We start from the raw sequence: 21,201 nt of genomic DNA, 5'->3' as shown, positions 1-21,201 counted from the left end.
GCCTTGGTCCGGTCAATCGAACCGCAACGAAAAAACCGACCGGAGGGCTTCATGTATTTCGACCGACGACTATGGGCGATGATGGCGGGATTGCGCTGGCGGGTTGCCGCCGCGGTCGCGCTCGGGCTGCTCGCGATGGGTGTCGGCATCCTCCGGTTCGTGTTTCTCGGCCGCGTGCTGGCGCTCGTCTTTGCCGGCGCGCCGGCGCGCGATATCGCCGAAACCGCCGTTGCGACCGCGGCCTGCGTGCTGCTGCGCGCATGGCTCGACCATCGCCGCACGGTGCTCGCGCAGCACACGGCCGGGCGCGTGCAGTCCGCGCTGCGCGCGCGGCTGTTTGACCGGATCGCGGCGCTCGGCCCCGCATGGTTCAGCGGCGAGCGCACGGGCGGCGTGATGCTGGCCGTCGTCGACGGCGTCGAGCAGCTGCAGACCTTCTTCGGCGTCTACCTGCCGCAACTCGTGATCGCCGCGTGCGCGCCGGTGATGATCTTCGCGGTGCTCGCATGGTGGGACGTGCCAACGGCTGCGATCCTGCTGGTCGCGGCGCTCGTCACGCTCGCGCTGCCGCAACTCGTGCATCGCGCCGACCGGCGCGCGGCGCTCGCACGCTCGGCCGCGTTCAAGGCGTTCGGCGAGGAGTTTCTCGACGCGGTGCAGGGCCTGCCGACGCTGAAGGCGTTCGGACAGAGCGGCGCGTTCGGCGCGAAGCTGGCGGCGAAGGCGCGCGCGTTGTCCGACAGCACGTTCTGGGTGCTCGCGCTCGGGCTGCTGACGCGGCTTTTCACCGATCTCGGCACCGGCCTCGGCGCGGCGGCGGCGATCGCGGTCGGCGCATGGCGCGTGCGCCACGGCGACATGAGCCTCGAGGCGCTGCTGATCGTGCTGATGGCCGGCAGCGAAATCTTCCGGCCGCTGCGCGACCTGCGCGGCGTGCTGCACCAGGGGATGATCGGCCAGTCGGCGGCGAACGCGATTCACGCGCTGCTCGATGCGGGCAGCGACACGCCGGCCGCCGCGGCGCCGCGCGTGCCGCACCTGCGGCCGGAGATCGTGTTCGACGGCGTCAGCTTCGCGTATCCGGGGCGTCGCGCGGATGCGCATGCGGCGCTGGGCTTCACGGTGCGCGAAGGCGAGACGGTCGCGATCGTCGGCCCGAGCGGCGCGGGCAAGTCGACCATCGTGCGCCTGCTGCTGCGCCAGCACGATGCGCAGGGCGGCACGATCCGCATCGGCGGGCACGACGTGCGTACGCTCGACGCCGATCAGGTGCGCGAGATGATCGCGGTGGTCGCGCAGGACGCGACGCTGTTCGACGGCAGCGTCGCCGACAACCTGCGGCTCGGCCGGCCTGACGCGAGCGACGCCGACATGATCGCGGCCGCGCGAGCCGCCAACGCGCACGATTTCATCTCGGCGCTGCCCGACGGCTATGCGACGCGCATCGGCGAACGCGGGCTGATGCTGTCGGGCGGCCAGCGCCAGCGGATCGCGATCGCTCGCGCGCTGTTGCGCGATGCGCCGATCCTGCTGCTCGACGAGGCGCTGTCGTCGGTCGATGCGGAGAACGAAGCGCTGATCCAGCAGGCGCTCGACCGGCTCACGCGCGGGCGCACGACGCTCGTGCTCGCGCACCGGCTGTCCAGCGTGATCGGCGCAGATCGCATCCTGGTGCTCGATCAGGGGCGGGTGGTCGATGCGGGCACGCACGCGGAACTGATCGCGCGCGACGGCCCGTATCGCCGGCTGATGGGGCCGCAGCTGGAAGCCGCCGCCGAAGCCGTCGGCACGGCCGCGATTGCCGGCGGCGCGGGCGCGCGTGCTGCATCGGGCCCGCAGGTCCGGCCGCTGAACGACGACGCGGCGACGATCGGCTGGCCCGAAACGTTGCGCGCGCTGCTGCGCTTCGTCGGTCCGTGGAAGGGCAAGGTCGTGCTGACCGTGCTGTTCGGGATCGGCCGCGTGCTCGCGTTCATCGGCGTCGGCGTGATCGGTGCGCGGGTGGTCGGCGGCGTGTCGGACGGACACGCGAACGGCGCGCTCGTCGCGGCGCTGCTGGTCGTCGCGCCGGTCGCGGCGGTGCTGCACTGGCTCGAATCGTGGCTCGCGCACGACATCGCGTACCGGCTGCTCGCCGAGATGCGCATCGCGCTGTTCGCGACGCTCGAACGGCTCGCGCCGGCCGGTTTGCTGCGGCGCCGCTCCGGCGACCTGGTAGCGCTCGCGACGCAGGACGTCGAGACCGTCGAATACTTCTATGCGCATACGCTCGCGCCGGCGTTCGTCGCGGTGCTGGTGCCGGCCGGCGTGCTGGTGCTGCTCGCGTCGGTCGCATGGCCGCTCGCGCTGGTGTTGCTGCCGTTCCTGCTGTGGGCCGGGCTGGCGCCCGTGCTGGCGCGGCGCGACGTCGACCGGCTCGGCACCGGCGCACGCGAGGCGCTCGGCCTGCTCGGCGCGCACCTGACCGAAACGATCCAGGGGCTCGCGGAACTGACCGCGTTCCAGGCGCTCGCGCGCCGGCGTGGCGCGTTCGTCGCGGAAGTCGACGCGTACCGGCAGCAGCGCGCGAAGCTGCTCGACGATCTGTCGGCGCAGAGCGCCGCGCTCGAAGTCGCGAGCGGGCTCGGCGGGCTGGCCGTCGCGGCGCTCGGTGCGCTGCTGTGCGCGCGCGGCTGGTTCGCGCATGAAGCATTGCCGCTGCTGGTGCTGGTCGCGGTGGCCGCGTTCATGCCGGTGGCGGAGATCGGCCAGGTCGCGCGGCAGCTGGCCGACACGATTGCATCGACGCGGCGCTTGCGCGCGCTCGAGAAGGAGCCGGTGACGGTCGTCGACGGCGCGCATGCGCTGTCCGGCAGCGCGACCGTGCGGTTCGAGGAAGCGGGCTTCACGTACCCGGGCCGCGGCGTGCCGGCGATCGATCGCGTGAGTTTCGAGGTGCCGCCCGGCAGCACGGTCGCGCTGGTGGGCGCATCGGGCGCCGGCAAGTCGACCGTCGCGAGCCTGTTGCTGCGCTTCTGGGATCCGCAGCACGGACGCGTGACGCTCGGCGGCGTCGACCTGCGCGATCTGCGGCTCGACGATCTGCGCCGGCACATCGCACTGGTCGCGCAGGATACCTATCTGTTCAACGACACGCTCGAAGCGAACATCCGGCTCGCAGCGCACGATGCATCGGACGAGGACGTCCAGCGCGCGATCGACCACGCGGCGCTGGGCGCATTCGTCGCGCGGCTGCCCGACGGGCTCGCGACGCGGGTCGGCGAGCGCGGCGTGCAGCTGTCCGGCGGACAGCGCCAGCGCGTCGCGATCGCGCGTGCGTTCCTGAAGGATGCGCCGGTGCTGATCCTCGACGAAGCGACGTCGCACCTCGACACGATCAGCGAGCAGCAGATCCGCGCGGCGCTGGAGGACCTGATGGCACAGCGGACGTCGATCATCATCGCGCACCGGCTGTCGACCGTCCGCAACGCGGACACGATCCTCGTGCTCGAGCACGGCAGGATCATCGAGGCGGGAACGCATGCGGCGCTGATCGCGCGGCAGGGTGCGTATGCGCGGCTGGTTTCGCATCAGGCGAGCGGGGTGGCGGCGTAAGGGACGTCGCGTTGAAGTCATGCCGGGCGGCGTGGCCGCTCGCGGTTCATTCCGTTCGTTGAGCGGCGGCGGTTGCCGGCGAACGCCGCTCGCCCGCCCCATCCCCGAGTCCAGGCCCCGCCGCGCGCTCCCGCCCTCATTTCCCCTGCCTTTTCCTCTGACCAATCCCGCCCGTCCGGCGCGGGTTTGTCTCGATGCAATTACCTGTTGCGCGTTTTTTTGTTGTCGTAGTATCCGTGTTGACAACACTTGTTGCACTAATGTCTAATTCAACATCGCATGTTGCGGTGCGGCTTGATGTCGTCGTTCCCCGGCCACCCGGCCGGTTACATCGCTCAACCATGCGGAGAAATGCCATGAGTCGCCGTTCCTTCCTGAAAGCCGTCGCGGTCGCTGCCGCGCTCGGCGCCAGCATCGCGCACGCGGACACCAAGACGCTCGTCGTCGGGACCGATACGTCGTTCATGCCGTTCGAGTTCAAGCAGGGCGACAAGTACGTCGGCTTCGATCTCGACCTGTGGGCGGAGATCGCGAAGGACCAGGGCTGGAAGTACACGATCCAGCCGATGGATTTCGCGGGCCTGATCCCGGCGCTGCAGACGCAGAACATCGACGTCGCGCTGTCGGGGATGACCATCAAGGAAGAGCGGAAGAAGGCGATCGACTTCTCCGCGCCGTACTACGACAGCGGGCTCGCGGCGATGGTGCAGGCCGACAACACGTCGATCAAGTCGATCGACGACCTGAACGGCAAGGTGATCGCCGCGAAGACGGGCACCGCGACGATCGACTGGATCAAGGCGCACCTGAAGCCGAAGGAGATCCGCCAGTTCCCGAACATCGACCAGGCGTACCTCGCGCTCGAGGCCGGCCGCGTCGACGCGGCGATGCACGACACGCCGAACGTGCTGTTCTTCGTGAACAACGAAGGCAAGGGCAAGGTGAAGGTCGCGGGCCAGCCGGTGAGCGGCGACAAGTACGGGATCGGCTTCCCGAAGGGCAGCCCGCTCGTGCCGAAGGTCAACGCGTCGCTCGTGAAGATCAAGTCCGATGGCCGCTACGCGCAGATCTACAAGAAGTGGTTCGGCGCCGAGCCGCCGAAGATGTGAGCGTGACGGCGCAACAGGGCGCGGCCGGGTGGCCGCGCCGGTCTTGAATCGAACGGGGAGCGACACGTGAATTTCGATTGGTCGGCGATCTGGGCGGCGTTACCGGACCTGATGGACGGGGTCCGGTTGACGGTGTTCATCGCATTTTTCGGGCTGGTGGGCGGGTTCGTCGTCGGGATGATCGCGGGCATGTTCCGCGCATACGGACCGAAGGCGATGAACGTGCTCGCACAGGTTTATATTGAACTGATCCGCGGCACGCCGATCGTCGTGCAGGTGATGTTCCTGTACTTCGCGCTGCCGCTGCTCGCGCATATCCGCATCGACGGCCTGACGGCCGCGATCATCGCGATCACGGTGAATTCCGGCGCGTATCTCGCGGAAGTGGTGCGCGGCGCGCTGCTGTCGATCCCGAAGGGGCTGACGGAAGCGGGGCTCGCGATGGGCCTGTCGATGCCGCGCGTGCTGCTGAAGGTGGTCGGGCCGCTCGCGTTCCGCCGGCTGATTCCGCCGCTCGGCAACCAGTGCATCGTGAGCCTCAAGGACACGTCGCTGTTCATCGTGATCGGCGTCGGCGAACTGACGCGCAAGGGGCAGGAAATCATTGCCGGCAATTTCCAGGCCGTTGAAATCTGGACCGCGGTGGCCGTCATCTACCTGATGCTGACCGGCGCGATGACGCTGACGCTTCGGCTCGTCGAAAAGAGGATGCGCATCTTATGAGCATGATCGAATTCCAGAACGTGTCGAAGAGCTTCGGCCATGTGCCGGTGCTGAAGCATATCGACCTGAAGATCGACGCGGGCGAAGTCGTGGTCGTGATCGGTCCGTCGGGCTCGGGCAAGTCGACGATGTTGCGCTGTATCAACGCGCTCGAGAAAATCACCGGCGGGGAGCTGCTGGTCGACGGCCAGAGCGTGCGCGGCAACGCGTCGACGATTCGCAACATCCGGCTCGAGGCCGGCATGGTGTTCCAGCAGTTCAACCTGTTTCCGCAGATGACCGCGCTCGAGAACGTGATGTTCGGGCCGATGCAGGTGCGCGGCGCGTCCCGCGCCGACGCGCGCGACCAGGCGATGGCGCTGCTCGACAAGGTGGGCCTCGAATCGCGCGCGAATCATTACCCGTCGGAGCTGTCGGGTGGCCAGCAGCAGCGTGTCGCGATCGCGCGTGCGCTCGCGATCCGGCCGCGGCTGATGCTGTTCGACGAGCCGACCTCCGCGCTCGATCCGGAATTGCGCCACGAAGTGCTGAAAGTGATGCAGGATCTCGCAACGGAAGGGATGACGATGATCGTCGTCACGCACGAGATCGGCTTCGCGAAGCGGGTCGGCACGCGGCTCCTGTTCATGGATCAGGGCGGCATCGCCGAGGACGGCCATCCGGTCGACCTGATCGACCGGCCGCCGACGCCGCGCCTGAAGGAATTCCTGAAACACGTGTCCTGAACGAAACCGAATTGCCCGACATGCCGCTTTCCCTTACTCCCGTCATCGCCGGCACGCCGTTCGACATCGGCGTGCGTCTCGGCGAGCTTGCCCGCCCTGTGTTCGATGCGTACATGCAGCAGAGCAGCGCATGGCAGGCCGTGCGCCGCTGGCGCGGCCATCCGTTCGTCGCCGCGCTGCGGCAGGCCGCGCTGGCCGCGTACCCCGACCTCGTCGCGGAACTGGACGGGATCGCGGCGGGCGTCGGCTGGCCGGCGGAGGACATCTTCCTGTGGAACTGCCGCGGCGAACTGATCCATAACGCGCCGGACGGCTGCACGACGCTCGCCGGGCGCGACGCGCACGGCACGCGCTGGATCGCGCACAACGAGGACGGCGATCCGTACCTGCGCGAGCGTTGCCTGCTGGTCGACGTGCAGCCGCAGGGCAAGCCGGGCTTCATCAGCTTCTATTACCCGGGCTCGCTGCCCGGCCATACGTTCGCCGCGAACCGCGCGGGCATCGCGCAGGCGATCAACAACCTGCGGATCCGCACGCCCGCGGCCGGCGTGCCGCGGATGATCCTCGCGCGTGCGGTGCTCGATGCGACGTCGCTCGACGCAGCCGCCGACGTGCTGCGCACCCATGCGCGCGCGAGCGGCTTTCACCACACGCTCGGCGCGACCGGCGATACGCGGTTGCTGAGCATCGAGGCGAGCGTCGCGCGCTGTTCGGACAGCGAAGTGTCGCAACTCACCGGCCACGCGAATCATCTCGTGCATCCGGGCTGCGACGCGGAAGCGCAGATCGTCACGCAATCGTCCGGCGATCGCCAGCGGCGCGTCGATGCGCTGACGCCGGAAATCGATGCGATCGACGAAGCCGCGCTGCTGCGCGTGCTCGGCGATCGCGCACCGGAAGGGCTGCCGATCTATCGCGACGATCCGGCCGACCCCGACGACGAAAACACGCTGGCGACCGCCGTGTTCGCGATTCGCGACACCGCGATCGACTTCACCGTTCATCAACACGGCACGCAGCGCTTCGCGACGCGCATCGTGCCGTCCGCGCACGCACCCAGCGCGCCCTGACCATGAGGCAACGCATGACGACCGTTTTCCATCGCGCTCCGCGCGCCACCTTGCCCGTCGCCGTCGCAGGCGACGGCATCGAGATCATCGATTCGACCGGCAAACGCTATATCGACGCATGCGGCGGCGCGGCCGTGTCGTGCCTCGGGCACAGCAACCAGCGCGTGATCGATGCGATCAAGCGGCAGGCGCAGCAACTGCCGTATGCGCATACGTCGTTCTTCACGACCGAGGTGGCCGAGGAGCTGGCCGATCGGCTCGTCGAGGCCGCGCCGGCCGGCCTCGAACACGTGTATTTCGTGTCGGGCGGATCGGAGGCGGTCGAAGCCGCATTGAAGCTCGCGCGCCAGTATTTCGTCGAGAAGGGCGAGCCGCAACGCCGCCATTTCATCGCACGCCGCCAGAGCTATCACGGCAACACGCTCGGCGCACTCGCGATCGGCGGCAACGCATGGCGGCGCGAGCCGTTCCTGCCGCTGCTGATCGAAGCGCACCACGTGAGCCCGTGCTATGCGTATCGCGACCAGCAGGCGGGAGAAACCGACGAAGCGTATGCGCAGCGCCTGGCTGACGAACTGGAGCAGAAGATCGTCGAACTCGGTGCGGAAAACGTCGCGGCGTTCGTCGCGGAGACGGTGGTCGGCGCGACGGCCGGCGCGGTGCCGCCGGTGCGTACCTACCTGAAGAAGATCCGCGCGGTGTGCGACAAGTACGGCGTGCTGCTGATTCTCGACGAAATCATGTCGGGGATGGGGCGTACCGGTTACCTGTTCGCATGCGACGAAGACGGAGTCGCGCCCGACCTGCTGACGATCGCGAAAGGGCTCGGCGCGGGTTACCAGCCGATCGGCGCGACGCTGGTGAGCGATCGCATCTACCGGACGATCGTCGACGGCTCGGGCTTCTTCCAGCACGGCCACACGTATCTCGGCCACGCAACCGCCTGTGCGGCCGCGCTCGAAGTGCAGCGCGTGATCGCCGAAGAGAAGCTGCTCGACAACGTGAAGGCGCGCGGCGAGCAACTGCGGGCGTCGCTGCGCGAGCAGTACGGTGCGCATCCGCATATCGGCGACGTGCGCGGCCGCGGGCTGTTCGTCGGCGTCGAACTCGTGCGCGATCGCGACAGCAAGGCGACGTTCGATCCCGCGCTGAAGCTGCATGCGGCGGTCAAGCGCGAGGCGATGCAGCGCGGCCTGATGGTGTATCCGATGGGCGGCACGATCGACGGCGTGCACGGCGATCACATCCTGGTCGCGCCGCCGTTCGTCTGCACCGCGCAGCAGATCGACACGATCGTCGAGCGGCTGTCCGGCGCGATCGACGCGGCGCTCGCGTCGGCCGGCGCGTGAATCACGACTTCACCGAACCCTCGCCATGACAGACAGACTGCCTCCCTTCGATCCCGCCTCGGCCACCGACGAGCAGAAGGCCGTGCTCGCGGACATTCTCAGCGGCCCGCGCGGCAACCTGAACGGGCCGTTCCTCGGCTGGATCGCGAGCCCCGAGCTTGCGCAGCACGCGCAGCGGCTCGGCGCGTTCTGCCGCTATCGCACGGGCCTGTCGCTGCGCCTGTCGGAACTCGCGATTCTCGTGACGGCCGCGCGCTGGCGCTCGCAGGCCGAGTGGCACATCCACCATCCGATCGCGCTCGATGCCGGCGTGCCGGCCGCGACGGCCGAAGCGATCCGCCGTGGCGTCGAGCCGGCATTCGAATCGGACGACGATGCGCTGATCCATGCGTTCGCGACCGAGCTGTACGACACGCGGCGCGTGAGCGATGCGACGTTCGCGCGCGCACAGGCGCGATTCGGCCACGAGACCGTGGTGAACCTCGTCGCGCTGCTCGGCTATTACGCGCTCGTGGCGATGACGCTCAACACGTTCGGGATGCGCGCCGACGGACAAACCGAGTTACCGTTTCCGGAATAATCGCCGCATGTGCGCGGGTCGGCAGCATGCCGCGCGCGCAATCCGGTTGCGTCGAAAAGCCCGTCGTCACGGGCTTTTCGGCGTGCCGGCATGATTCGATCGGCATCGACATCGACCGCCCGATGAAATATCGTTGGGCGCAGCGCATCAACGATGCGTTCGGGCACCTGCTGATGCGCGCGGCCGCGTCGCCGAACGAAACGGGCGACCGCATGGGTGGGCTCAATCATGCATTCAAGTACCTGTATGCGATTCGCCGCGCCGGCAAGCGGCTGAAGGCGTGGAATCGCACCGTGTACTACGTCGTCGAGTGGGCGCTGTTCGGCGGGATCGCGGTCGCAGATCTTCTGCATCTGAAGGCGAAAGGCGGACGGTGCCGAACCGTCAGACGATAGGGCGCGGCACCGTCGGGCCTCGGCGCGCTTGGGGTCGACGTCAATGCAACCAATTGTATTCGTGCGGGATCATGCGCGAACGCACGCGTATCATGGCTTGTTCACGTCGATTTGGATCGGTGAGCAAGCATGACTCGTACCCGTAAGACATTGATGATCGCCGGTGGTCTGCTGGTTGCCGCGGCAGGCACCGGCTACGTGATGCTCCTGCGTGCGGACCACCGCGCGATCGCGGAAGCCGGGATCGGCGATTCCGCAGCACCTGCCGCCGCCGTGACAGCGGCGAACGACGGCCACACCGCACAAGGCACGATCGCGCCGCCAGCGCCCGTTGCCGTCCCGTCCGCGCATGTGGACGAGGCCGTGCCGCAACCAGCGGCCGTAGCGCCGCCCGCCGCGGCCGCTGCGCGTACGCATGCGGCACCGGCATCCGCCGCCGTCGCGCCGGTCATCGCCGCACCGGCGCCACCGGTGAAACTGAGTGCGCCGCCACCGACCGTCCACGTCGTGACGGTCGAGCCGGACGATGCGACCCCGCCGAAGGCCAAGCTCGCGCAACCGGTACCAGCGCCGTTACAAGCAGCGCAACCGGCCCAGCCGGTGCAATCGACGCAATCGGCGCCGCCGGCCCAGGCCGCGCAGGCAACCCGGCCGAGTCAGCAGGCGTATCAGCCTCCGCAGCATGCGGCGCGCAAGCGCGACGGACTCGAGCGGCACGCGGCAGCATCGCCCGTCATGAAATCCGAAACCCCTGAAACCGCTGCGCTCGTGCGTGAATCGGCGAAGCTGGATCCGTCGTTGCCGGCGCCGCAATACGTGGCGACGCCGAGCGGCGATCGGCAGCACACGTCGGCGGGGGGGAATGCGGTCGCTGCCGCGATGACCGACCAGCTGGTCAGGCAGTCGAGCAGTATCAAGGCGCCTGCACCGGCGAACGCCGGGCCCGGGGCAACCCAGTGAGAAGGGCGCCGCAGCGCTCGCGCCGTGCTGCTCCGCACCGGATGAAAAAGGGCCCCGCACGCCGACCAGGGCATGCGGGGCCAAGAGAGACGAACCGGTGCGGTGCGTCGCGCGTTACGCGGCGATCGCTTCTTCGGCCTGCGGCGCGTCGGCCGTAGCCGGCGTCGCGTCCTGCCGGATCAGGTGATCGAACGCGCCGAGCGATGCCTTCGCGCCTTCGCCCACCGCGATCACGATCTGCTTGAACGGCACCGTCGTCACGTCGCCGGCGGCGAACACGCCCGGCACCGACGTCGCACCGCGCGCATCGACGACGATCTCGCCGTGCTTCGACAGTTCGACCGTGCCCTTCAGCCATTCGGTGTTCGGCACGAGGCCGATCTGCACGAACACGCCTTCGAGATCGACGCGCTTCGTTTCGCCCGAACGCAGATCCTTGTAGACGAGCGCGTTCAGCTTGCTGCCGTCGCCGGTCAGCTCGGTCGTCTGCGCCTGCGTGACGATCGTCACGTTCGGCAGGCTGCGCAGCTTGCGCTGCAGCACTTCGTCCGCGCGCAGTTGCGCACCGAATTCGATCAGCGTGACGGCTTTCACGATGCCGGCCAGGTCGATTGCGGCCTCGACGCCCGAGTTGCCGCCGCCGACCACCGCGACGCGCTTGCCCTTGAACAGCGGGCCGTCGCAGTGCGGGCAGTACGCGACTCCGCGGTTGCGGTATTCGCGCTCGCCCGGCACGTTGATTTCGCGCCAGCGCGCGCCGGTCGCGAGGACGATCGTCTTCGCCTTCAGCACCGCGCCGTTCGCGAGGCGGATTTGATGCACGTCGCCCGGAATCAGCGCGTCGGCGCGCTGCACGTCCATGATGTCGACGTCGTACTGTTTCACGTGCTGCTCGAGCGCCGCGGCGAACTTCGGCCCTTCGGTTTCCTGCACCGACACGAAGTTCTCGATCGCCATCGTGTCGAGCACCTGGCCGCCGAAACGCTCGGCGACGACGCCCGTCGCGATGCCCTTGCGCGCCGAGTAGATTGCCGCGGCCGCACCGGCCGGGCCGCCGCCGACGATCAGCGTGTCGAACACCGGCTTGTTCTCGAGCGACTTCGCGGCGCGCGCGCTGGCACCCGTGTCGAGCTTCGCGAGGATTTCCTTCACGCTGCTGCGGCCCTGGCCGAACGATTCACCGTTCAGGAACATCGTGGGCACGGCCATGATCTGGCGTGCTTCGACTTCGTTCTGGAACAGCGCGCCGTCGATCGCGACGTGGCGGATGCGCGGGTTGATCAGCGACATCACGTTCAGCGCCTGCACGACCTCCGGGCAGTTCTGGCACGACAGCGAGAAATACGTCTCGAACGCATAGTCGCCGTCGAGCGCGCGGATCTGTTCGATCACGTCGTCGTCGAGCTTGACCGGATGGCCGCCCGTCTGCAGCAGCGCGAGCACGAGCGACGTGAATTCATGGCCCATCGGAATGCCGGCGAAGCGGATGCCGGCCGGCTTGCCGGGTTCGCCGATCGAGAACGACGGCTTGCGCTCGGCGTCGTCGCGGCGTTCGGTCACGGTCACGCGCGACGTCAGCGACGCAATCTCGTTCAGCAGCGCAAGCAGTTCCTGCGATTTCGCGCTGTCGTCGAGCGACGCGACGAGTTCGATCGGGCGCGTGATCTTTTCGAGGTACGCTTTCAGTTGGTTCTTGAGATTGGCGTCGAGCATGGCGTTTCGGATTCCGTATTGATTTGGCTGCTCGGGCACGTCGTGCCGGAGGAGGGTGCGGGCCGCGCAAGGCGGCCCGGCTGGGTGCTTGTTGGGCGCCTCGAGCGAGGCGCGCCGGGCGACCCTTAGATCTTGCCGATCAGGTCGAGCGACGGGGTCAGCGTTTCTGCACCCGGCGTCCACTTGGCCGGGCACACTTCACCCGGGTGCGCCGCGATGTATTGCGCAGCCTGCACCTTGCGCAGCAGTTCGCCTGCGTCGCGGCCGATGCCGTTGTCGTGGATTTCGCACAGCTTGATCTCGCCTTCCGGGTTGATCACGAACGTGCCGCGCAGCGCCATCCCTTCTTCCTCGATCAGCACGTCGAAGTTGCGCGACAGCGTGAGCGTCGGGTCGCCGATCATCGGGTACTTGATCTTGCCGATCGTGTCCGACGTGTCGTGCCATGCCTTGTGCGTGAAGTGCGTATCGGTCGACACGCCGTAGATTTCGACACCCAGCTTCTGGAATTCCGCGTAGCGGTCGGCGAGGTCGCCCAGCTCGGTCGGGCAGACGAACGTGAAGTCGGCCGGGTAGAACACGACGACGGACCACTTGCCCTTGAAGTTCTCTTCGGTCACGGGCACGAAATCGCCGTTGTGGTATGCGGTTGCCTTGAACGGTTTGATTTGGGTGTTGATGATCGGCATCTTGCGAGTTCCTTTGCTTGGGTGTTGATGAAGTGTTGCCAGTATCCGGGTTCACCCTTGGTTTGTGAAATTGCTTGTTTCAATCCGCGGCATCGGGAATTTCTATCTGCATCCGGCCCCCGTCGCGGCGGCCCGTCCGGGCGGCCCGTGCCATCCGGGCCGGGTCTTCCGGCGGATTTCGGCCCGCCGGCGCTTCTGACACATTGGGCGTGCGGGAGGGCGCGGCGCCGGGCGACGGTGCCGCGCCCCGCGCAAGGGTCCGGCGCCCGTTCGGCACGAACGGCCGCGCGGTCGTTCGATACTCCCCGTCCCACTGCCGCCATGAACCTCTTTTCCGGACGCGCCGCGCGCGCGCTGCTTGCCTGGTTCCGCGAGTTCGTCCCCGAGCGGCGATGCCTGCATCGGCCCTTGCGCGGCGCGGCCTGCGTACTCGTGACCGTGTCGTGCGCCGCGCCGGCGCTGGCCCTCGATGCGTCCGCGCCAGCGGCGCCCGCAGCGGTGACGGTGCCGGCCACCACGGCGACCGGGCTCGTGCAGATGCCCGACGGCCAGCTGCTCGCGCCGGAGTTCGCCCGCATCGTCACGCGCGGCGCGCTCGTCGTCGCGGTGCTCGGCGTCGATCAGCCGCCGTTCTTCATGTCGCGCAACGGCGCATTGGCCGGCGTCGACATCGACCTTGCCGACGAACTCGCCAAAAAGCTCGGCGTGCCCGTGCAGTTCGACCGCGATGCGCGCACGTTCGACGACGTCGTTCATCTGCTCGCGACCGGGCAGGCCGACGTCGCGATCAGCAAGCTGTCGCGCACGTTGCCGCGGGCGCAGGTGGTGCGCTTCAGCACGCCGTACATCAGCCTGCGGCGCGCGCTGCTGATCAACCGCGTCGGCTTCGCCGAACTCGCGAAAGGGCGGCCGCTGCCCGAAGTCGTGCGCGACTATCGCGGCACGATCGGCGTCGTCGCGGGGTCGGCCTACGCCGAATACGTGCGCAACGATTTCCCGGCCGCGCGGGTGCGCACCTTTCCGAGCTGGCCGGCGACGCTCGACGCGCTGAACGCTGGCGCGGTCACTGCCGTGTATCGCGATGAGCTCGCGATCAAGCGCGTGATGCATGACGACCCGACCGCGCCGATTCGGCTGCGCGTCGCGACCTTCGACGACCTCACCGACGCGCTTGCCGTCGGCGTGCCGGTGTCCATGCCGACGCTGCTTGCGTTCGTCAACCAGTTCCTGGCCGAGCGCAACAAGCGGCTCGACGTGAAGTCCCTGCTCGATGCGATGGGTCACTGACATGAACATGAACGAGAACATCAGGATCACACCACGCATCGAGCGGCTGCATGCGCTCGCGATCCATCCGTTGACGGTCTTCGGCAGCCTCGCGCTCGGAATCGTGGCGGGCGTGCTGTGGCCGGACGCCGCGCCGAAGTTCGACTACGTGGGCCAGGTGTACGTCGGCCTGCTCAAGATGACGGCGCTGCCGTTCATGACGGCCGCCGTGATCTTCAGCCTGCAGCGGCTGCTGCGCGACGGCAACGCGTCGGATCTCGTGCTGCGCGTGATCACGGTCTTCGGCTGCGTGTCGGTGTTCGTCGTGGCGGTCGGCGCGGTCGTGCTGGTCGCGATGCGGCCTGGCGAGCACCTGTCGACCGCGACGCTGAAGGCGTTCGGTGCGCTGGTCGGAAGCGACGGCGCGGCGAGCGATACCGTGATGACGCTGTACGGCAGCGATCCCGCGGAGAAGTCGTCGGGCCTCGCCGACATGCTGATCGCGCTGGTGCCCGGCAACTTCTTCGCGGCGCTCGCGAGCGGCGACACGCTGAAGGCGCTGGTGTTCTCGCTGTTCTTCGGGTTCGCGTCGGGGCGCGTGCCGGCAAGCATCTCGGCGGCGCTGAGCCAGACGCTGGAGACCGTCTATTGCACGTGCCAGAAGATCATGCACTGGCTCGCGTATCCGACGCCGATCGTGCTGTTCTGCGGCGGCGCCGCGCAGATCGGCACGTCGGGGTTCGGGCCGCTCGAGGCGATGGTCCGCTTCGTCGCCGCGTTCGCCGTCGTCGCGCTCGTGCTGATCGCGGCGGCGATCGTCGTGATCTGGAAGCGCTCGGGCGCGACGCTGGCCGGGACGCTTGCCGGCTTGCGCACGCCGTTCGCGATGGCGCTCGCCACGCGCAGCAGCGTGGCCTGCATGCCGAGCATGATCGAGTGCCTGGCCGACGGCTTCGGCTTTGCCCGCGCGCGCGTCGAGCTGGTCGTGCCGCTCGCCGTGTCGCTGCTGCGCGTCGGGCCGATGGTCTATTACGCGAGTGCGACGCTGTTCGTCGCGCAACTCTACGAACGGTCGCTCGGCCCCGGCGAGCTGTGCGTCGTGCTGGTCGCGTCGGTGCTGGCCGGGTTCGCGTCGACGGGCACGTCGGGCGTCGTGACGGTGTCGCTCACCGGCATGGTGTGCGCGGCGCTGCACCTGCCGTTCGAGGCCGCGTTCGTGCTGTTCGTGGCGGTCGATCCGTTCTGCGAGATATTGCGGACGCTGTTGCTGGTGATCGGCAACTCGGCCGTCGTATCCGCGATCTGCGCGCGGCCGCCGCGCGCGTGAAAGGAGACGTCATGGCACTCGTCGGCGTACTGGGCGGAATGGGGCCGCTGGCCACGGTCGACTTCATGCATCGCGTGATGCGCCTGACGCGTGCGCGTTGCGACCAGGAGCACCTGCCGATGGTCGTCGCGAACCTGACGCAGACGCCCGATCGTTCGCGCGCGATCATCGACGGCGGGCCCGATCCGCTGCCGGCGCTGCTCGAGGGCGTCGCGCTGCTGAACCGCTGCGGTGTCGACGTGATCGCGATTCCGTGCAATTCGGCGCATCACTGGTATGCGCCGCTGCGCGAATGCAGCGCGGCGCCGATCCTGCATATCGTCGATGCGTCGGTGGCCGCGTTGCCGGCCGGCGTGCGGCGCGTCGCCGTGCTCGCCACGGGCGGCACGCTGGTGTCGGGTTTCTACCAGACGGCGCTGCGTGCGCGCGGCTTCGAGCCCGTGATGCCGGACGTGGCCGCGCAGCGCGACATCGCCGCGTGCATCGCGGCGGTCAAGGCGGGGAAGATCGATGCGTCGGTGCGGTGCCTGTCGCGCGCGCTCGCGACGCTGGCGCGACGGGACGTGGGCGTCGCGGTGATGGGCTGCACGGAAATCCCGATCGCCGCGCGTGCGGTGCGCGATGCGCCGTTTGCATTGGTCGACAGCACGCACGAGCTGGCGCGCGCGACGGTTGCCTATGCGGCCGAGCGCGGATGGGGGCGGGCGGTGTGACGCGCGGCGACGGCGGGACGCGCGGATGTCCGCCACGCATGACGGACGCCGCTCGCGCTAGATCTGATACGGCGCGCGGACGCCCGGTTCGGTGACGGGAAAATCCTTCGTGTTGCGCGATACGAGCAACAGGCCGTTCACTTGCGCCGATGCCCAGACGATCGCATCGGGCAGACGAATGCGACGTTCCTTGCGAATCGTTACGGCGCGGTTCGCCACCATGCTGTCGAGCGGGATGATGTCGAACGACGAAAGCCATGCGCGAATTGCCGCATCGTCGCCGGCCGTCGCGCCGACCATGACTTCCATCCAGGTCACCATGCTGATCGCCCGGTAGTCGTAGCGGGCCAGCTCCGCGCGCGCGGACTCCGCGCCGCCGAGATAGTCGATCAGGATGTTGGTATCGAAGAGGGCTCTTACCATTCCGCGCGCAGTGCCTCCTGCCAGGCGAGCCCGTCGAGCGCACGCGCTTTCCAGAGACCGAACACGGTGTGGGCATGGGGCGGCCGTTGCTGCACCTGCACGAGGCAGGCGTCGGCCGGAAGCGCGCGGCCCGGATACCTGGCCGCGCTTTGAGTGTCGATGTGTGCTTTTACCATTCCGAACGCAGTGCCTCCTGATAGGTGAGCCCGTCGACCGCGCGATCCTTCCACAGGCCGAATACGTGATCGGCATGCGCGCGCTTGTGTTGCGCGATATACGCGTCGATCGCATCGCGAATGATCGCGGCGCGAGGGCGTTGCTCAGTCTCGACGATGGCGGCCAGTTCGTCGAGCTGGCCATTCGACAGATCGATCAGGATACGGCTCATCGCAACCTCCGATATATGATATGCATATCATATATACACGTGCGGACGTCCGCAAGTCACCGACTTGCCCGGCAAGCGCGCCGTTCCGCCGGCAGGCGGCGGAACGGCGGCTCAGGCGGCGATCTTCCTCAGCCAGTCGGCGAGCCGTCTCGCCCCGTCCGGCATGTCCGCATCCTCGCGCGTGCACAGGTAGTAGTCGCGTCCGTCGTCGAGCGCGTGGTCGAACAGCTTCACGAGTTCGCCGCTGGCCAGTTCGCGCTCGACCAGCGGCGCGCGCAGCAGCGCCGCGCCGAGATCCGCGCGCGCCGCGCTCAGCGTCAGTTGCCCGTCCTCGAACATCGGCCCCACCGCATGCGACACGTGCCGCACGCCGGCGCCCTGCAGCCAGTTGACCCAGGTGCTGCGATCCTCGTCGTGCACGAGCGGCGCCTGGGCGAGATCGGCCGGCGTGCGGAACGGCCCGTGGCGCTTCAGGAACGACGGGCTGCACATCGGCACCATCGCGCCCGGCAGCAGCCGCTCGCAGCGGTAGCCGGGCCAGTCGCCGGTGCCGAAGCGGATCGACAGGTCGGACGCGTCGCTTCGATAGTTGCGGTGATGCGCATACAGCACGGTCACGTCGACGTCGGTGTTGTCGGCGAGGAACGCGTGCAGCCGCGGGATGAACCAGCCGATGCCGAGCAGCGGGATCAGGCTGATCGTGATCTGCCGCAGCGACGACCGGTCGCGCACGAAGCGCGTCGCGCTGCGCAGCACCGAGAACGCGGCGCTGATCGAGCGGTAGTAGTCGCGCCCTTCGTCGGTGAGCGCGAGCAGCCGGCCTTCGCGCACGGTCAGCGGCGTCTGGATGAACGCCTCGAGCAGTTGCAACTGGTGGCTGACCGCGGACGGCGTGATGTCGAGCTCGTGCGCGGCCGCAGTGACCGACCCGAGACGCGCGAATGCCTCGAACGCGCGGACGGCGCGTAACGGCGGATCGTGCGGCAATTGTTCGATATTTTTCATGTGTCGAATTTTATCGAAAAATCAGGGTAAGCGACATCATAAAAATATCCTTTATTTACAGGCGATTGCGCTATTGTGTCGGGAATGGCATAAGCATCCAACAATTGAATATTTGAGGTGAGAGTGCTGAATATTTAATATTTTTCATGTTTTGATTCGAGTCCCCGAGCCCCCGCACATGAAAATCGCCTTTCTTCCCGCCAGCTTCGCATTCTCCGCGGCCGCGCTGATCGCCGCCGTTCCCGCGTTCGCGCAGTCCGCGCCGCAGACGATCCTGATCGGTCTCGCCGCGCCGCTCACCGGCCCGTCCGCGCGGATCGGCAAGGATCTGCAAAACGGCGCGCAACTCGCGATCGACGACGCGAACGCGAAACATCCGAGCATCGGCGGCAAGCCGGTCGTCTACAAGCTCGTCGCGGCCGACGATCAATCCGACCCGCGCACGGCCGTCGCGGTCGCGCAGCAGCTCGTCGACCAGCACGTGATCGGCGTCGTCGGCCACTGGAACACGGGTTGCAGCGTGCCGGCGTCGCGCGTCTACCGCGATGCGGGCATTGCGCAGATCGCGCCGGCGTCCACCGGCCACCAATACACGCAGCAGGGCTACGCGACGGCGTTCCGCATCATGGGTCACGACGATGCGGGCGGCAATTTCACCGGCGCCTATGCGGTGAAGACGCTGAAGGCGAAGCGCATCGCGGTGATCGACGATCGCACGTCGTTCGGCGCAGGCCTCGCCGACCAGTTCATCAAGGGCGTGCAGGCGAACGGCGGCACGATCGTCGATCGCCAGTACGTGAACGACAAGACGACCGATTTCAGCGGCGTGCTGACCGCGGTCAAGGGCAAGCGCGCGGATCTCGTGTTCTTCGGCGGGCTCGACGCGCAGGCCGCGCCGATCGCGCGCCGGATGCGCCAGCTCGGCGTGAACGCGCCGCTGCTCGGCGCCGGCGGCTTCGTGAGCCAGACCTTCCTGTCGCTCGCGGGCAAGGACGGCGACGGCGTGACGGCGCTCGAACCGGGCCTGCCGCTCGACCGGATGCCGGGCGGCAAGGCGTTCGACACCCAGTACCGCGCACGCTTCAACGCGCCGATCGAACTGCATGCGCCGTTCGCGTACGACGCGGCGGCCACGCTGATCGCGGCCGCGCAAAAGGCCGGCACGACGCAGCCGGCGAAGCTGGTCGCGGCCGTGCGCGCGATCGACCGGCCCGGCGTGACCGGCCGGGTCGCGTTCGACAGCGAAGGCAACCTGAAGGACCCGGCATTCACGATCTACCAGGTGCGCGGCGGCAAGTGGACCGTCGTCGACGTGCTCGGCGGCGCGCACCCGGCAACGAAATAACGACGGAGACGAACCCCATGACCGACACCACCCACGCATCCGCGGCGGCACCCGAGGACACGCGCCTCGGCATCCTCGCGCGGCGCCGCATCGAAGCGGAAATCATCAAGCCGATCTACGAGATCATGAAGCGCGAATTCGGCACCGAGCGCGCGCAGGCCGTGATCGCGGAGGCCGTGCGCGGCGCGGCCGTCGACGCGGGCCGCACGTTCGCCGCGCAGGAGCCCGACGGCACGAGCGTGCAGTCGTTCATCGCGCTGCAGGTGCTGTGGGAGAAGGACGATGCGCTCGACGTCGAGGTGCGCCGCGCGGACGACACGCACTACGACTACGACGTGCATCGCTGCAGCTACGCGGAGATGTATCACGCGATGGGGCTCGGCGAGATCGGCCATCTGCTGAGTTGCGCGCGCGACAGCCATTTCATCGAGGGTTACGACCCGCGCATCGCGCTGACGCGCACGAGCACGATCATGCAGGGCGGCAAGCGCTGCGATTTCCGCTATGCGCTGCAGGCGGCGCCGCGCGACGACACCCCGGAGGCCGGCAATGCGTGACGACCTCGCGACCGCACCGCGCGTCGACGGCGCGCGCCTGTGGGCATCGCTCGAACGCATGGCGCAGATCGGCGCGACGCCGAAGGGCGGCGTCTGCCGCCTCGCGCTGACCGACCTCGACCGCGAGTCGCGCGACCTGTTCGTGCAGTGGGCACGCGATGCCGGCTGCACGGTGCGGGTGGACCGGATGGGCAACGTGTTCGCGCGCCGCGCGGGCCGCAATCCCGACGCCGCGCCGGTGATGACTGGCTCGCACGCCGATTCGCAGCCCACGGGCGGCCGCTACGACGGCATCTACGGCGTGCTCGGCGGCCTCGAGGTCGTGCGCGCGCTGAACGACGCGGGCATCGAGACCGAGCGCCCGATCGACGTCGTGATCTGGACCAACGAGGAAGGTTCGCGCTTCGCGCCGGCGATGATCTCGGCCGGCGTGTTCTCGGGCGTCTATCCGCTCGAATACGGGCTGTCGCGCACCGACGGCGCGGGCAGGACGATCGGCGAGGAACTCGCGCGGATCGGCTACGCAGGCACCGAGCCGGTCGGCGGCTATCCGGTGCATGCAGCCTACGAACTGCATATCGAGCAGGGCGCGATTCTCGAACGCGCGGGCAGGACGATCGGCGTCGTGACGGCCGGGCAGGGGCAGCGCTGGTACGAGGTGACGCTGACGGGCGTCGACGCGCACGCAGGCACGACGCCGATGGAATTCCGGCGCGACACGCTGGTGGGCGCCGCGCGGATGATCGAATTCGTCGATGCGCTCGGCCGCCGCCATGCGCCGCACGCACGCGCGACGGTCGGGATGATCGAGGCGCGGCCGAATTCGCGCAACACGGTGCCGGGCGGCTGCTTCTTCACGGTCGAGTTCCGCCATCCCGACGATGCGGTGCTCGACGAACTCGACGCGGTGCTGCGTGCGGAACTGGCGCGCGTGGCGGCCGACGCCGGGCTCGGCGCGCAGATCGAGCAGATCTTCACGTACCCGCCGGTGCCGTTCGCGCCGCGCTGCATCGACGCGGTGCGCGATGCGGCGCAGGCGCTCGGGCTGTCGCACATGGACATCGTGTCCGGCGCGGGCCACGACGCGTGCTACGTCGCGCGCGTCGCGCCGACCGGCATGATCTTCGTGCCGTGCGTCGACGGGCTGAGCCACAACGAAGCCGAGGCGATCACGCCGGAATGGTCGGCGGCGGGCGCCGACGTGCTGCTGCGCGCGGTGCTGCAAAGCGCGCAGGAACCGGGCGCCTGACGCGCACCTGACGGGCGCGGC

At 68.5% G+C, this 21,201-nt stretch carries 20 protein-coding genes and 1 pseudogene; 15 read left to right on the top strand and 6 right to left on the bottom strand.

Translation table 11 applies throughout. The features are described from left to right. The first annotated feature begins 51 nt into the window (after positions 1-51). From U4Y91_RS05220 to U4Y91_RS05180, 9 genes and pseudogenes are all read left to right on the top strand, one after another. The gene (locus U4Y91_RS05220) at positions 52-3,594 is read left to right on the top strand and encodes an ABC transporter ATP-binding protein (RefSeq protein WP_321803840.1); all 3,543 of its coding nucleotides are present in this window, start codon (positions 52-54) and stop codon (positions 3,592-3,594) included. Positions 3,595-3,950: 356 nt separating this feature from the next. Then, positions 3,951-4,703, top strand: coding sequence for a glutamine ABC transporter substrate-binding protein GlnH (gene glnH / locus U4Y91_RS05215; RefSeq protein ID WP_321803838.1), 753 nt, complete (start codon positions 3,951-3,953; stop codon positions 4,701-4,703). A 66-nt stretch (positions 4,704-4,769) separates the two neighbouring features. Continuing rightward, entirely contained in the window at positions 4,770-5,426 is a 657-nt protein-coding gene (glnP, locus tag U4Y91_RS05210) for a glutamine ABC transporter permease GlnP (protein WP_059524928.1), read from the top strand. Then, positions 5,423-6,151 (top strand): glutamine ABC transporter ATP-binding protein GlnQ, encoded by a 729-nt coding sequence (glnQ, locus tag U4Y91_RS05205; RefSeq protein WP_321803834.1) that lies wholly within the window; start codon positions 5,423-5,425, stop codon positions 6,149-6,151. Before glnP ends, glnQ begins: the two co-directional genes overlap by 4 nt. Before the next feature lie 20 nt (positions 6,152-6,171). Then, positions 6,172-7,221, top strand: a complete 1,050-nt coding sequence (locus U4Y91_RS05200; RefSeq protein WP_321803832.1) for a C45 family peptidase — start codon at positions 6,172-6,174, stop codon at positions 7,219-7,221. A 14-nt stretch (positions 7,222-7,235) separates the two neighbouring features. Beyond that, positions 7,236-8,570, top strand: a complete 1,335-nt coding sequence (locus tag U4Y91_RS05195) for an aspartate aminotransferase family protein (protein WP_321803830.1) — start codon at positions 7,236-7,238, stop codon at positions 8,568-8,570. Positions 8,571-8,595: 25 nt separating this feature from the next. Then, positions 8,596-9,150: a carboxymuconolactone decarboxylase family protein gene (locus U4Y91_RS05190; protein WP_321803828.1), complete on the top strand. Its 555-nt coding sequence runs from the start codon at positions 8,596-8,598 to the stop codon at positions 9,148-9,150. Positions 9,151-9,239: 89 nt separating this feature from the next. Continuing rightward, positions 9,240-9,545 (top strand): annotated as a pseudogene (locus tag U4Y91_RS05185) (hypothetical protein); the annotation flags it as partial. Positions 9,546-9,674: 129 nt separating this feature from the next. After that, complete coding sequence (locus U4Y91_RS05180; protein ID WP_321803826.1) at positions 9,675-10,505, top strand: extensin; 831 nt, start codon at positions 9,675-9,677, stop codon at positions 10,503-10,505. A gap of 114 nt (positions 10,506-10,619) precedes the next feature. Here U4Y91_RS05180 and ahpF read toward each other — a convergent pair whose 3' ends face one another. Together ahpF and ahpC are read right to left on the bottom strand one after the other, a co-directional pair. After that, positions 10,620-12,218: an alkyl hydroperoxide reductase subunit F gene (gene ahpF / locus U4Y91_RS05175; RefSeq protein WP_321803824.1), complete on the bottom strand. Its 1,599-nt coding sequence runs from the start codon at positions 12,216-12,218 to the stop codon at positions 10,620-10,622. Between the two features lie 125 nt (positions 12,219-12,343). Next, the gene (gene ahpC / locus U4Y91_RS05170; RefSeq protein ID WP_006750178.1) at positions 12,344-12,907 is read right to left on the bottom strand and encodes an alkyl hydroperoxide reductase subunit C; all 564 of its coding nucleotides are present in this window, start codon (positions 12,905-12,907) and stop codon (positions 12,344-12,346) included. 321 nt (positions 12,908-13,228) lie between these two features. Between ahpC and U4Y91_RS05165 the strand changes: the two genes are divergently transcribed. Genes U4Y91_RS05165 through U4Y91_RS05155 form a run of 3 tightly spaced genes read left to right on the top strand, consistent with a single transcriptional unit; the run spans position 13,229 to position 16,213 of the window. Continuing rightward, positions 13,229-14,194 carry an ABC transporter substrate-binding protein gene (locus U4Y91_RS05165; protein ID WP_321803822.1) on the top strand — a complete coding sequence of 322 codons (966 nt, stop codon included), beginning with the start codon at positions 13,229-13,231 and terminating at the stop codon, positions 14,192-14,194. 1 nt (position 14,195) lies between these two features. Next, positions 14,196-15,500: a dicarboxylate/amino acid:cation symporter gene (locus U4Y91_RS05160; RefSeq protein ID WP_321804386.1), complete on the top strand. Its 1,305-nt coding sequence runs from the start codon at positions 14,196-14,198 to the stop codon at positions 15,498-15,500. An 11-nt stretch (positions 15,501-15,511) separates the two neighbouring features. Then, positions 15,512-16,213, top strand: a complete 702-nt coding sequence (locus U4Y91_RS05155) for an aspartate/glutamate racemase family protein (RefSeq protein WP_321803820.1) — start codon at positions 15,512-15,514, stop codon at positions 16,211-16,213. A 57-nt stretch (positions 16,214-16,270) separates the two neighbouring features. On the opposite strand, the gene U4Y91_RS05150 is transcribed toward U4Y91_RS05155, so the two are convergent. The 4 genes from U4Y91_RS05150 to U4Y91_RS05135 all read right to left on the bottom strand — a co-directional run bounded on the left by U4Y91_RS05150 (position 16,271) and on the right by U4Y91_RS05135 (position 18,029). After that, complete coding sequence (locus U4Y91_RS05150; protein WP_257775354.1) at positions 16,271-16,636, bottom strand: type II toxin-antitoxin system VapC family toxin; 366 nt, start codon at positions 16,634-16,636, stop codon at positions 16,271-16,273. Next, entirely contained in the window at positions 16,630-16,812 is a 183-nt protein-coding gene (locus U4Y91_RS05145) for a hypothetical protein (RefSeq protein ID WP_321803818.1), read from the bottom strand. Before U4Y91_RS05145 ends, U4Y91_RS05150 begins: the two co-directional genes overlap by 7 nt. After that, a complete protein-coding gene (locus U4Y91_RS05140; protein ID WP_044843958.1) occupies positions 16,806-17,024 on the bottom strand; it encodes a ribbon-helix-helix protein, CopG family in 219 nt (72 codons plus the stop codon). The genes U4Y91_RS05145 and U4Y91_RS05140 overlap by 7 nt, the downstream gene beginning before the upstream one ends. A 111-nt stretch (positions 17,025-17,135) precedes the next feature. Beyond that, positions 17,136-18,029, bottom strand: a complete 894-nt coding sequence (locus tag U4Y91_RS05135; protein ID WP_321803816.1) for a LysR substrate-binding domain-containing protein — start codon at positions 18,027-18,029, stop codon at positions 17,136-17,138. Between the two features lie 178 nt (positions 18,030-18,207). Between U4Y91_RS05135 and U4Y91_RS05130 the strand changes: the two genes are divergently transcribed. Genes U4Y91_RS05130 through U4Y91_RS05120 form a run of 3 tightly spaced genes read left to right on the top strand, consistent with a single transcriptional unit; the run spans position 18,208 to position 21,180 of the window. After that, entirely contained in the window at positions 18,208-19,374 is a 1,167-nt protein-coding gene (locus U4Y91_RS05130) for a branched-chain amino acid ABC transporter substrate-binding protein (RefSeq protein WP_321803814.1), read from the top strand. Between the two features lie 17 nt (positions 19,375-19,391). Beyond that, positions 19,392-19,931 (top strand): L-2-amino-thiazoline-4-carboxylic acid hydrolase, encoded by a 540-nt coding sequence (locus tag U4Y91_RS05125; protein ID WP_321803813.1) that lies wholly within the window; start codon positions 19,392-19,394, stop codon positions 19,929-19,931. Beyond that, complete coding sequence (locus U4Y91_RS05120) at positions 19,924-21,180, top strand: Zn-dependent hydrolase (RefSeq protein WP_321803811.1); 1,257 nt, start codon at positions 19,924-19,926, stop codon at positions 21,178-21,180. Before U4Y91_RS05125 ends, U4Y91_RS05120 begins: the two co-directional genes overlap by 8 nt. Positions 21,181-21,201: the final 21 nt, after the last annotated feature.

Origin of the sequence: Burkholderia sp. BCC1993 (assembly GCF_905339865.1) — a bacterium.
Classification (GTDB): domain Bacteria; phylum Pseudomonadota; class Gammaproteobacteria; order Burkholderiales; family Burkholderiaceae; genus Burkholderia.
The sequence above is the reverse complement of the archived record's forward strand: the minus strand, read 5'-3'. Positions and strand labels throughout refer to the sequence as shown.